This window comes from Clostridium sp. (assembly GCF_051278035.1).
In the GTDB taxonomy this organism is placed as follows: domain Bacteria; phylum Bacillota; class Clostridia; order Clostridiales; family Clostridiaceae; genus Clostridium_AD.
On sequence record NZ_JBNMNU010000119.1, the window covers coordinates 1 to 13,354 of the forward strand.

General features: G+C 31.6%; 11 protein-coding genes. 9 read left to right on the forward strand and 2 right to left on the reverse strand.

From position 1 onward, the window contains the following. Positions 1 to 297: 297 nt before the first annotated feature. Entirely contained in the window at positions 298 to 945 is a 648-nt protein-coding gene (locus ACJAX4_RS16240; protein WP_435790497.1) for a hypothetical protein, read from the reverse strand. A 181-nt stretch (positions 946 to 1,126) separates the two neighbouring features. On the opposite strand from ACJAX4_RS16240, the gene ACJAX4_RS16245 reads away from it, so the two are divergent. From ACJAX4_RS16245 to ACJAX4_RS16260, 4 genes are all read left to right on the forward strand, one after another. Then, positions 1,127 to 2,035: an MBL fold metallo-hydrolase gene (locus tag ACJAX4_RS16245; protein ID WP_435790498.1), complete on the forward strand. Its 909-nt coding sequence runs from the start codon at positions 1,127 to 1,129 to the stop codon at positions 2,033 to 2,035. Positions 2,036 to 2,288: 253 nt separating this feature from the next. Next, positions 2,289 to 2,807, forward strand: a complete 519-nt coding sequence (locus tag ACJAX4_RS16250; protein WP_435790499.1) for a sigma-70 family RNA polymerase sigma factor — start codon at positions 2,289 to 2,291, stop codon at positions 2,805 to 2,807. After that, the gene (locus ACJAX4_RS16255) at positions 2,804 to 5,017 is read left to right on the forward strand and encodes a beta-propeller domain-containing protein (RefSeq protein ID WP_435790500.1); all 2,214 of its coding nucleotides are present in this window, start codon (positions 2,804 to 2,806) and stop codon (positions 5,015 to 5,017) included. The genes ACJAX4_RS16250 and ACJAX4_RS16255 overlap by 4 nt, the downstream gene beginning before the upstream one ends. 135 nt (positions 5,018 to 5,152) lie before the next feature. After that, the gene (locus ACJAX4_RS16260) at positions 5,153 to 5,461 is read left to right on the forward strand and encodes a hypothetical protein (RefSeq protein WP_435790501.1); all 309 of its coding nucleotides are present in this window, start codon (positions 5,153 to 5,155) and stop codon (positions 5,459 to 5,461) included. Positions 5,462 to 5,542: 81 nt separating this feature from the next. On the opposite strand, the gene ACJAX4_RS16265 is transcribed toward ACJAX4_RS16260, so the two are convergent. Beyond that, complete coding sequence (locus ACJAX4_RS16265) at positions 5,543 to 6,229, reverse strand: DUF1287 domain-containing protein (protein ID WP_435790502.1); 687 nt, start codon at positions 6,227 to 6,229, stop codon at positions 5,543 to 5,545. Between the two features lie 165 nt (positions 6,230 to 6,394). Between ACJAX4_RS16265 and ACJAX4_RS16270 the strand changes: the two genes are divergently transcribed. From ACJAX4_RS16270 to ACJAX4_RS16290, 5 genes are all read left to right on the forward strand, one after another. After that, entirely contained in the window at positions 6,395 to 7,243 is an 849-nt protein-coding gene (locus tag ACJAX4_RS16270) for a DUF1186 domain-containing protein (RefSeq protein ID WP_435790503.1), read from the forward strand. Positions 7,244 to 7,453: 210 nt separating this feature from the next. Continuing rightward, positions 7,454 to 9,889 (forward strand): GH36-type glycosyl hydrolase domain-containing protein, encoded by a 2,436-nt coding sequence (locus tag ACJAX4_RS16275; RefSeq protein ID WP_435790504.1) that lies wholly within the window; start codon positions 7,454 to 7,456, stop codon positions 9,887 to 9,889. 170 nt (positions 9,890 to 10,059) lie between these two features. After that, positions 10,060 to 11,097: a LacI family DNA-binding transcriptional regulator gene (locus tag ACJAX4_RS16280; RefSeq protein ID WP_435790505.1), complete on the forward strand. Its 1,038-nt coding sequence runs from the start codon at positions 10,060 to 10,062 to the stop codon at positions 11,095 to 11,097. A 118-nt stretch (positions 11,098 to 11,215) separates the two neighbouring features. Beyond that, complete coding sequence (locus tag ACJAX4_RS16285; RefSeq protein ID WP_435790506.1) at positions 11,216 to 12,520, forward strand: ABC transporter substrate-binding protein; 1,305 nt, start codon at positions 11,216 to 11,218, stop codon at positions 12,518 to 12,520. A 307-nt stretch (positions 12,521 to 12,827) separates the two neighbouring features. Then, on the forward strand, positions 12,828 to 13,354 hold a 527-nt coding region (locus tag ACJAX4_RS16290; protein ID WP_435790507.1), incomplete at its 3' end, for an IS110 family transposase.

Sequence of the window (13,354 nt, forward strand, 5' to 3'; positions counted from 1 at the left end):
AAATTTTACATTGATACATATGGCACTTCCAAATATATGGTTTAAAGAAATAAAGCTTGTTCACTTATCCGATATACAGGTCGGTGTCTTGTTAAATTATTATGAATAATAATAATAATAATAATAATAATAATAATAATTTTAAGGTTTGCAAGGAGCCGTATGCGAGGTCCGCACGTACGGTTCTGTGAGAGGAAAGAAGCCGGAAAATTATTTTCGGCTTTTACCTACTCGATTTATTAATTGCTATTCACTACTTTTTTATAGTATGTGTTATAATTATAGCAGTTTAGAAGGCTAACTGAAATATGCTAGATTAATTATATCTTTTGAACGCCGCTTATTCCAAAGTGAAGTTAAATTTATCTCTCTACGCTCTCCATAGGTAGAAACTGTGATAGAATACAGATTGCATTCAGTATCAAATTTTAAACCTGTGATAGTCATCCAGTGCCAAGTGTATTCTTTAAATTCCTTTATAGGATGTTTGAGAACTAGAATGGCAACGGGTAGTCTTTGAGATAAAGCTTTATAAATAAAGGTTGCAGCATCTTGGACACTAGCGCCATTATCATCTAAAATATGAGGAGTTAAGGGTATTCCTCTTTTTATTGAAAATGTTAAAACATTATCTGAAAATTGGTGAACAGATGTAAGTCCGAAGAAGCCTGGCCTCACGTATTGTCGAATCTCAATCATATGATTAATAAAATCGTTCTTATTAATAAAGCCTTTGCAGGGATATAACACGTTGTATTTATCCTCAAAGGTTCGAGATAAATATGCAGTTATATTAGCTGCAGCAACAGGACCACAACCGCTACGCTTATGAGATCTATTTGGAAACCAGTTCTGATTTCCACCATAATATGATACTTTTGAGTCATATATATCAAGATTGATTTCTTCAAGGTTAGTATATTTAGGTGGAATTAAAATTGCCATGTTTATACCTCCTCTACATGATGTTTTCATGTATACTAATAGGTTTCGTCTAAGTATACATTATATTATAATATTTATTGCTAAATGGTGTTAAATATATAAATCAGAGTCGTTATAAATGGAGTTTGCAGGTTTTATAGTTGTTATAATAATAAAGTAAAAAAAGAAGGGAATTTAACAAATGAAAATAATAGAAATAAAGGGAAACACATTTTGCATTAATACTGGTATGACGTACATTCCTTTTTATAAAATTAATAAGGAAGAAATTATTATGTTGGATTCAGGGTGGTTAGAAGGAGAAAAAAAAGGAATCGATGAGCTTCTGGAGAAAAACAATTTTAAGGTGGTTGCTATAATATGTACTCATGCTCATATAGACCATGTAGGGAATAATGCATTTTTAAAGAGAAAATATAACTGTATTATCGCTATGCCATCTTATGAAGCACTTATTTGTAGTAATACAGTAAATCTCAAACTGTATTATAATAACCAAACATTATCGGATGTTTCAGAGCATTTTGGCGATATGGTATGTGCTACAGATATTATGATTTCGGATAACCAGGAAAGCATAACAGTGCAGGGTATTAAATTTAATATTATTCATACGCCTGGGCACAGTCCGGCACATATATGTATTACTACTCCAGATGACGTTTGCTATTTAGCAGATGCCCTTATAAGCTATGAAGTCATGAGGGGAGCTAAAATGCCATATGCCTATATACTAAGTGAGGATTTGAAAAGTAAGATAAAGCTTTATGACTTAATGTATAGTAAATATGTAGTGGCACACAAAGGTATGTATGACGATATTACAAAACTCATAACAGATAATATAAATTTCTATAAAGATAGAGCATTAACAATAGCCACTGTTATAGATGGTGCTATGACAATGGAAGATATTTTAAAGGCTGTTATTAAAAAATTTAATATTAATGTAAAAAACAGATATAGATATACCATGTTAGATAGGATGTTAAGGTCTTATGTTGAATATTTAAATGAAACAGGAGCTTTAGTGCTAAATATGGATAAGGGATTTCTTAAATATTCAAAAGGAACCTCGAAAGTTCAATAAATGGTGCCACCCACGTGGTAAGTTTAAATATAAGGTTCTGGTTTAAGCCCTATCTTACTAATAAGAAGATAGGGTGTTTTGTTTTTTTTGTGAATACTTTAAGGTTAAAATACTATGTGAATAATTATATATATTAATTAAAACTAAATACGGTCTTTGACCGTCTAATTAGTATAAGCATTAAAAAATAACAAAAGTAAGGTTTTACTTAATAATTAAGTTATATATTATATTAGAAATGGAGGATCACAAATTGGATACTATTAGAAAGATTAAATTAGCTAAAAAGGGAGACAATAATGCTTTTTATGAACTTCTAAGCGAACGCAAAGGCCAGCTTTATAAGACAGCCTTTGCTTATGTGAAAAACAAAGAAGAGGCTATGGACATTGTCAGTGAAACGGTTTATAAGGCTTACATATCTATTAGAAGGCTAAAAGAGCCAAGTTTATTTAATACATGGTTAACTAGGATACTTATTAATACATCGATTGACTCAATAAATAAAAATAGCAAATATGTATCCTTCGAAGAAAATGTAAGTTCTGATACGTTGATAAATGCAGTGGATAATGAAAAAACAATTGATATCAAGGTAGCGGTAGATAGACTACAAGGAAAATATAAAACAATTGTCATATTAAAGTATTTTCATGATTTGACTTTGGTGGAAATTGCAAAGACACTTCAGTGTCCACTTGGAACAGTAAAAACAATGATTTACAAAGCGCTAGGGGAACTTAAACTTGATTTAAAGGAGGAGCTATTATGAACAAGGATAGTATGAATGAGCTTAAAAAAGAATATGATAATACAGAAGTTCCAAAAGAGTTGGATCTAGCTATTGAAAATGGTATAAAAAAAGGCAGAGATTATAAGAGAAAACGCGCGATTAAACCACTTACAGTGTTAGCAGCGGGTATAGTCTTAGCATTTGGAATTAATGTAGTGGCAAATAGCCTTATTAAAAGCGATACACAACTTGTTGCAGTAAAATCTAGTATAGATTTACCAACTGTTGGGTCATCTGAAAATCTTCAGAAATTACTAAAGACTTATATTGATCAAAATGATGGCGGGACATATGGTTTTGCTAGAGATGGATTATTACCTATGATGAAAGATAGTGTAAAATCTGAATCAAGCAGTATAGATAGTGGCAGAGCAGGAGTTTTAGCAAATAAAGCTGCAGAAAGTCCTTCTACAGAACATTCGAATACCAACCTGCAAGTTGAAGGAGTAGACGAGGAAGATTTGGTGAAAACCGATGGAGAATATATATTCAAGGTGAATTCTCGTAAAATTATAAATGTTATAAAAACCGATGTAGATTCTAGTATGGAGGAAGTAAATAATATTACCTTTGAAGATAATTATAATGTAAATGGCATTTTCTTAAGGGGAAATGTATTGGTAGTAGTTGGTAATAGCTATCAAAATCTAGGTATTCAGAATAGTGACCAAAATAGAACTTCCATTATGATGCCATCTTCTGGGGTTACAAAGGTTATAAGTTATGATGTATCTAATAAAAAAAATATTAAAAAAATAAGAGATATTGAAATAGACGGTCTTTACAATTCTTCTAGAATGATTGGGTCAAGAGTGTATATTATTGCAAATAAAAATTTAAATAATATAGGTAATATTAAGCAGGATGCAAATATAGGTAAGGTTTATTATAATGATAGTGCAATTGGTACTGGTAAGAATCTTATTGATTTCAATAAAATAAATTACCTGCCGGATTCGGTTGAGCCAAATTATATAATGGTGGCAGCTTTCAATGTTGACGATAATAAAGAAAAGGTGAATATTAGCACGATTCTTGGCTCGGGAAACAGTATATACTCCTCAGATAAGAACCTATATATAGCGGGCACCAAGTGGAAGGGTGATAAAAATAATAACGGAACCACCAATACTATACTTTATAAATTTGCCTATGAGAATAAGGGTGTAAAATTTGTATCTAAAGGTGAAGTTCCGGGAACAATCACTAATCAGTTTTCTATGGATGAAAAGGACGGAAACTTTAGAATAGCTACAACTGAATTTAATTATTCTATGGTACGGCCTATGACGCTTCAAGACTCTACGGTATCAAATGATGGAACAACCACAAGTGTAGATCCAGATATTCAAAAAAGTAGTAATAAACCAGAAAATCAAATTACTAATAACCTCTATGTGTTGGATAAGGATATGAAAGTAGTAGGGAAGCTTGAAGGGCTTGCAAACGGAGAACAAATTTATTCGGTTAGGTTTATTTCAGACAGGGCATATATAGTAACTTTTATGCTAACTGATCCATTATTTGTAATAGATTTAAAGAATCCAACCAGTCCAAAGGTTTTGGGAGAGTTAAAAATTCCAGGGTTCAGCAATTACTTACATCCTTATGATGAGACGCATTTAATAGGATTTGGAATGGACACTAAAGTTATTAGCGAGGGTGGTGAGGATAGAGCTCAAACTAAGGGCATGAAAATCGCAATCTTTGATGTGAGTAATGTAGCTAAACCAGTTCAGCAGTTTATGACAACAATAGGATGTAGCGGTACCTATTCAGAGGTGTTAAACAACCACAAGGCTTTACTTTTTTCTAAAGAAAAAAAACTACTAGCGTTGCCTGTTTTCGAAAATAATTATAATAGTAAAACTAATATATCACAGGAGGGCTATCAGGGAGCCTATATTTATAATATTGATTTAGTAAATGGTATAAAGCTAAAAGGAAAAATAACTCACAATGATGAAGTAAGGAATTCAAACAATAATAATTCAAAGTTTGATGGGAAGTATTTTGTAGATAGAATTTTGTATATAAACGATACTTTATATACACTATCAAACGGTTTGATAAAAGCCAATGACCTAAATACTTTAAAGGAAAAGTCAAAGCTAAAGTTAAAGACTTTTAATTATTCTAAAGCTTATCCCATAGATGGAGTTAGAGATATAGCTCCTTTGCAAGATTAACAAATAAAATTAAGGAGCAAATGAATGAGGAAATTATTTGTATCCATATCAATAATTATAGTAATAGTTATTGTATACTTTTCTTGGTCTCACTATATGTAAATATCAGAAATAGCAACAGTTGATATTAATAGTATGACAATAACGGCATTACCCAGTCCGCCTAAAATTAAGTTAATAGATAAAAAGGATGATATTGAAAAGGTTATATTGTTTATTAATTCAATAGATAAAAAAGTAATAATGTTTAGCGGGTCAAAAGGATGGGAGTTTAATATTCAAATAAAAGGGAAAAAAGAACACACTATTTTATTTGTAGTCGATAGGATGAAGATAGATGAGATTTGGTATAAAATTAATATTGATGAAATTAAAAAGATAAGAGAATTATATAATGCATTAGATTTCAAAGAAAAACCATATAATGCCAGTAAGATACATTGATAGTTAATACAAATGTTTTTAATAATGACTCAAGTAAACCTTATTTGTTCGAAAAACCCCACGCTTAAAAGCGTGGGGTTTTCAGTTGAACTTCCATCTATAATGGGCATGGACAGGGGATTTGAACCAAGAAAGTTTCATTGTAGTAGCATGGGGTCTTGTATTATGAATAACGTAGGGAATACCATTTTTATCTCTCTTATTAGAAATAATACCAATGTGTTCATAACCCTTTGTAAATACCACAATATCTCCAGGTTGCCACTCTATTAGATTTTCAGCATTTCTAGCTTTAAGTTCAGTAGTTAAACTTAGGCAATCTCTACTAAAAAATACATCTTGGTTAGGTACACGTCTAAAATCAATGTTAGGGTCAGGCATGCCGTGTACTCTCGAATAAAGTTCAGTATTACTAATTATATCTTTATCGATAAGATTTTTTAAATTTATACCTGCAGCATTAAATCCTCTCCAAATCACGTCAGTGCATACCCCTTCATTATCTGGAGGAAAACCACCGCTATAATAGTTACTCTCATATTTTGTTTTGTTAAGAACTTCATTATATGCACCATTCACTATATCTAATGGGTCTGCTACTCCATTATTGTTGTTATCTGCTTTAGAGAAATTTTCAGGAACATTAAATTTCGGCTTCAAAATATTTACAACATATTCATTTACAATGGATTTATATGGTATATATCTATAAGCAAAAGTTAATATAAGTAATATAATTAACAAACTCAAAATATATTTTTTCTTCACGTTACCACCACCCCATTTATTTTATAATTATACCATCAATGTTTACATAATAATACAACGATACAAACTCAAATTTTTCTTGATAATTATAAAAATCATTGATATTATAAAGAATCTAAAGGAATAAAACACAAACTAGAATTCAAACAAAAAGGAGTTTAAACTATGAATGAATTACTTAAATCAATTCAGTATAATAACGGTGAATTTCCGGAAATACAATTAAGCGAAATAGTAAAACGTAAGGAAGAGTTTATACCTGAATTACTAAATATACTTAAAAATGCTTTGGATAATTATGAAGATATTTTAGAAAAACCTGATTATTTTGCACATATCTATGCCTGTTTTTTGTTAGCGCAGTTTAAAGAAATTCAAGGTCTTAAGCCGATTATAGATTTAGTTAGTTTACCAGATGAAATTCCAGACGATATGTTTGGAGATCTCCTTACGGAGGAGTTACATAAAATTTTAGCATCAGTTTGCGGTGGAGACACAGAATTAATAAAGCGATTAGTTGAAGATAGTAGTGTTAATGAATATGTTAGATGTGCTGCGATTAAATCATTTATTGTTCTACTGGGAGAGGGAGTTATATCTCAAAGTGAAGTTATTGAGTATTATAAAAGTTTATTTGAGGGAAAACTCGAACGAGAATATTCTCAGGCTTGGAATGAGCTTATATGTAGTTCTTGTGAAGCAGGGCCAAATGAATTATATCAGTTTATAAAAAAATCATATGAAGATAAATTAGTAGAAGAAGATTTTATAACATTTGAAGAAGTGAATGAGGCTGTTAAAATTCATGATAGTGAAAAGTTTCCGAATTTAAAAAATGAAGGATATGCATTTATTGAGGATACTATAGCTGAACTTGGGTGCTGGATATGTTTTAGAAAAGACACTTCCAAGGATAAACCTCAACATATTATGCAAAGTAGTAAATTCAATAAAGATAAAAAGAAAAATAAAAAGAAACAAGTAAAAACTACTAAAAAGAAACAAAGGAAATAAATTATAATAAAGAGCGTTTATAGATTTGAGTAAATCAATTTTATAGATGTTTTTTTATTTAAATTCGAAATTCTATATAAAGTACCGTAAACGCGCGTTAATTGAATGTAATTTAATTAATGTAGCTAATTGTAGCTTTTATGCTAATTGATTTAATTAATAATTCTGTATAAGATAGAATTGTATAAATATAAGGGGGAGGGATAAACAATGAAATTTGGTTATTTTGACGATTTAAATAAAGAATATGTTATTACAACGCCTGAAACTCCGTATCCGTGGATAAATTATCTTGGGACAGAGGACTTCTTCTCGCTTGTTTCGAACACTAGTGGTGGGTACTCTTTTTATAAGGACGCAAGGCTCAGAAGGCTAACTCGATATAGGTATAATAGTGCGCCTGTGGATAATGGTGGAAGATACTATTATATAAATGATGGTACAGATGTGTGGACGCCCGGATATATGCCAGTAAAAACTAAATTGGATTCCTATGAATGTAGGCATGGACTTGGATACACAAATATAAAAAGTAAGAAAAATGGCATTGAAGTAGAGCAGATGATGTTTGTACCATTAAAATATAATGGAGAAGTGAATAGACTTAAAATAAAGAACACCTCAAGTGACACTAAGGAAATTACTGTTTTCTCATTTATTGAGTTCTGTTTATGGAATGCATATGATGATATGACTAACTTTCAAAGAAATTTTAGTACTGGTGAAGTGGAAGTAGATAATTCAGTAATTTATCATAAAACAGAGTATAGAGAAAGACGTAATCATTATTCATTTTACTCAGTAAATGTAGATATAGATGGATTTGATAGTGATAGAGAGTCATTTCTTGGACTATACAATGGGTTTGATTCACCACAAACGGTTACTTATGGCAAATCAAATAATTCTATAGCTAGCGGATGGTCTCCTGTAGGGTCTCACAGTAAAGTATTAACTCTTAAACCAGGCGAGGAGGCTAGCCTTATTTTTATAATTGGATATGTAGAAAATGAGGAAGAAGAAAAATGGGAGAGTCCTGGTGTTATTAATAAGACTAAGGCTAAAGCTATGATTAATAGATTTAAGAATGATACTGAGGTAGAAGAAGGATTAGATGAACTAAACAAATATTGGTTAAATCTACTGTCAAAATATAATGTAAACAGTGATGATGACAAGTTAAACCGTATGGTTAACATATGGAATCCATATCAGTGCATGGTAACATTTAATATGTCTAGAAGTGCATCTTATTTTGAATCTGGGATTGGAAGAGGTATGGGGTTTAGAGACTCAAATCAGGACTTACTTGGGTTTGTGCATCAAATTCCCGAAAGAGCAAGGGAAAGAATATTAGATATAGCAGCTACACAATTTGAAGATGGTGGAGCGTATCACCAATATCAACCACTAACTAAAAAAGGGAACTTTGAAGTTGGAGGGGGCTTTAATGATGATCCATTATGGCTGATTTTAGGTACTGCGGTTTATATAAAAGAAACAGGAGATTTTGACATCTTAAATGAACGCGTGTCTTTCAGTTGCGATGAAAATGTAAAAGATACAATAATGGAGCATTTAAAACGTTCTTTTTATCATGTTATAAATAATCTTGGACCTAATGGACTGCCACTAATCGGAAGAGCGGACTGGAATGATTGTTTAAATCTTAATTGTTTTTCTACAGAACCTGATGAGTCTTTTCAAACATCTGGTGATCCAGATGGGAGAGTTGCTGAATCTGTTCTAATAGCAGGAATGTTTGTATTTATAGGACCTGAATTTGTAGAGCTATGCAAGAGACGTGGCTTAAAAGAAGAGGCTATAATAGCACAAAATCATATTGAAGAGATGAGAAAAACTGTTATTAATAAGGGATATGATGAAGAGTGGTTTTTAAGAGCTTATGATGCTTATGGAAATAAGATAGGTAGCACGGAAAATACAGAGGGTCAGATATATATTGAATCTCAAGGGTTCTGTGTTATGGCAGGAATTGGTGTAGAGGAGGGATTAGCATTAAGAGCGTTAGACTCTGTTAAAGAGAGACTAGACACTAAGTATGGTATAATGCTTCAAACCCCATCTTATAGTAAGTATGATGTAAATATTGGTGAAATTACATCTTATCCACCAGGGTATAAGGAGAATGGTGGTATATTCTGTCACAATAACCCATGGATAATGATTGCTGAAACAGTTTTAGGTAGAGGGGATAGAGCCTTTGATTTATATAAAAGAATAGCTCCAGCCTATGTTGAGGAAATAAGTGAGGTCCATAGAACTGAACCTTATGTTTATTCACAAATGGTAGCAGGAAAAGACGCGCAAAGATATGGAGAAGCTAAAAATTCTTGGCTTACAGGTACAGCTGCGTGGAACTATTTTGCAGTAACTCAATGGATATTAGGGGTAAAACCAGAATATGATGGACTCAGTATAGATCCTTGTATTCCAAGCGATTGGAATGGGTTTAAAATTATACGTGTATATAGGGGAGATATCTACAATATTGAAGTTTCAAATCCAAAACATGTTTCAAAGGGTGTAAAAATAATAAAAGTAGATGGAAGAATTATAGAGGAGAAAACACTTCCACTCTTTGGTGACGGGTCATCTCATAAAATAGAAATAGAAATGGGTTAGAAAATGAAAACGATTATTAAGAAAAGGAGTAATATGGATATAAAGGAAGCTAATTATACTAAAACTCGTTTATATAAAGAAATTTCAACTTATTAGAGCTTGAAAAGTAAGAAAATGTATAGTAAAATTATATTATAAACACGCGTTTAAAATTAAAAAGAGGTGCTGACATGAACAGTATAGATATAGCAAAAATAGCTGGAGTTTCAAGAAGCACCGTTTCAAGAGTAATTAATAATTATGCTAATGTTCCAGAAGAAACAAGAAAACGAATTAAACAAATTATAAGGGAAAATAACTATGTACCACACGCGTCTGCTAGAATGCTTGCAGGAGTTAAAAATAGAATAATTGGTCTTTTCATTATTGATATGAAAGAAGATTTAGACGGCAAACAAGTTACGGCATCTTCTTACTTTTCACCTTTTACTGGTGCGGTTATAGATAATGCTAGTAAAATGGGTTATAATGTACTTGTTTCCATTGTAAGTAAACAAAAAGATTATAAGAAAGTAAAGGAAACTTTTTATAATAAGACTATAGCAGGTGGAATATTTATTGGAGAAAAGAATGGAGAGTCAGAAATAAAAGAAATTATAAATTATGGATGCAAGGTTGTGCTTTTAGATCAAGCTGTAAAGCCAGACGAAGAAATTTATAAAAAATGTATAATTGTAAATGCCGATAGTTATGGTGGAGCATATAAAGCGACTAATCATCTAATTAGTCTTGGTCATAAAAGAATTGCACATATAGTAGGAGTAACAGAACATTTGTCTGCCACAGAAAGAATTGATGCATATAAAAATGCTTTAACAGAGGCAGGTATTATCATAAAAAATAACTTAATTGTCAAAGGTAATTTCACAATTAGTGGAGGGTATAATGCCACAAAGAAACTGCTTCAAAAGGAAATTCCTACTGCAATATTTTGTGGGAATGATCATATGGCCATAGGAGCCATACAAGCAATTCAAGAAGCAGGATTAAAAGTCCCTGAAGATATTTCGATAGTTGGGTTTGATGATATAGAAGTAGCAAGATATATAAATCCACCACTTACAACTGTAAGAATGGCTTTAATGGAAATGGCTTCTATAGCTACAAATAGTCTAATAACATCAATAGAGAATGATTCCAATTTTTCAGCAAATTATACTGTACCTATTGATTTAATTGAAAGGAATTCATGTAAAACTATAAAATAAACTGTTTTACATTTTTTTAACAATTAATAAACGCGCGTTTACACTTAATTAAATAGTATTGTAATATCTTTAAAAGATGTTACTTATTAATAAATCTATTATCTAAGGGGGAACAATAATGGTTACTGCAATGCTTGCGGGATGTGGATCAAATTCAGCAAATGATAAAGAGCCGGAAAAAGATCCAGCTAAAGTAGTTGAAAAAGTACCGGCTGATTACTCTGGAACTATAACAATTTGGTATTGGAATACTGAGCTTAAAGATTTAGGCATTATTGATAAGTTTAACGAGGTTTACCCTAATATTAAGGTGGAGCTTGTATCAATCCCAAATGACAATAGCGCATATACAACTAAAGTTTCAGCTACAATGAGTGCTGGCGTAGGAGTACCGGATATATTTTTATCAGAAGCCGCTTATGTAAAGAAATTCACTAATTTAGATTTTTATGAAGATTTATCAAAAGCACCATATAATGCAGAAGATCTTACAGGTGAAATGGTACCTTATACTATAGATTTGGGAAGAAATAAAGAAGATAATTCAATTAGGGCTTTAACTTGGCAGGCAACTCCAGGTGGATTCTTCTATAAGAGAAGCATAGCAAAAGAGTATCTTGGTACAGATAATCCAGAGGATATACAAAAAATGATGACAACAAACGAAGACTTTATAAAACTAGGCCAAACTCTTAAAGAGAAAAGTTCTGGAAAGGTTAAACTATTAGCTGGATATAATGAATTAGTAAATGTAGCCATCGGTAGTCGTAGTGAAGGATGGGTAAAAGATGATAAACCAGTTATCGATGATAAGATGATGGATTATATTGATGAGGCAACTACAGTTAGAAAAGAAGGTTTAGATGCTAAGTTTACTCAATGGACACCAGATTGGACAGGATCAATGTCTGATGAAACTACTTTTGGATATATGCTTCCAACATGGGGACTTCCTTTCGTATTAGCACAAAATGCTCCAAAAGAAGAAGGCAACTATGCATTTGTACAAGCACAAACACCATACTACTGGGGCGGAACTTGGCTTGGTGTAGCTAGTAAGAGTAAAGAAAAACAGAATGCTTGGGAATTTGTTAAATATATAACTTCAAATGAAGAATTTATGACTGCGCAGGCAATAGCTGAAGGTGACTTCATGAACAATGTAGATACTCAAGCTGCTTTATCAGGGTCATCAGATGGAGACAATAAATTCTTAAACGGACAAAATGTATACAAATCTTATAGCGAACTTGTTAAAGGTGTTAATGGTAAATTATTTACAGAATATGATGATAGCATTAACAATGTATGGAACCAACAAGTAGAACTATTAATTACTGGAAAAACAGCTTCAAAAGATGCAATGATTAAAGCTTTTAAAGCTGAAGTAAAAAGTGCATACCCAGACTTACAGGTAGATTAATATTTAATGTAAATAAACCTTATTAACTGTTTTTCTTAAAAATGGTATAATAAGTTAATAAGGTTTTTAAAATATGGAGCATTCCTGTTATGAATTAAAATGAGTTTTGAAAAAAAAAGCACCTACTGATAAAATACAGGGTATAACAGTTGCAACTTTTATCCCTAATTTATAATTATCAGTGGAGGTACTCAATATGAATTATACACAGAATGAGAAGATAATGTCAATAACAGAAAGTACATTAGTAATAGGAATTGATATCGCAAAGTGATTTCAGTATGCAAGAGCGTTCGATTACAGAGGTATAGAGCTTAGTAAGGTTAAATCGTTTGAAAATACGGCTGAAGGTTTTAAGACATTTCATGAATGGTTAAAATTAGTAGCCAAAGAAAATAAAAAAGATAACATAATTGTGGGTTTAGAACCTACTGGGCATTACTGGTTTACATTGGGAAACTTTTTAAAGGAACTAGGGATTAAACTTGTTCTTGTTAACCCATTTCATGTTAAAAGGAGCAAAGAACTAGATGATAACTCTCAGACAAAAAATGACCTTAAAGATCCTAAAACTATTGCAAAACTTGTCATTGAGGGCCGATATTCTCAGCCTTACATTCCGGAAGGAATATACAGTGAGCTAAGGATAGCAATGGGTATGAGAGAGAGCCTTAGCAAAAATTTAAATATAATAAAAAACAAAGTAAATCATTGGTTAGATAAATACTTTCCCGAATTCAATGATGTTTTTGCTAATTGGGAAGGGAAGGCTGCATTAATGTCATTAACAGAGTTTTCTACACCTGAACAAGTGTTATCAACAGGTGTGCAGCA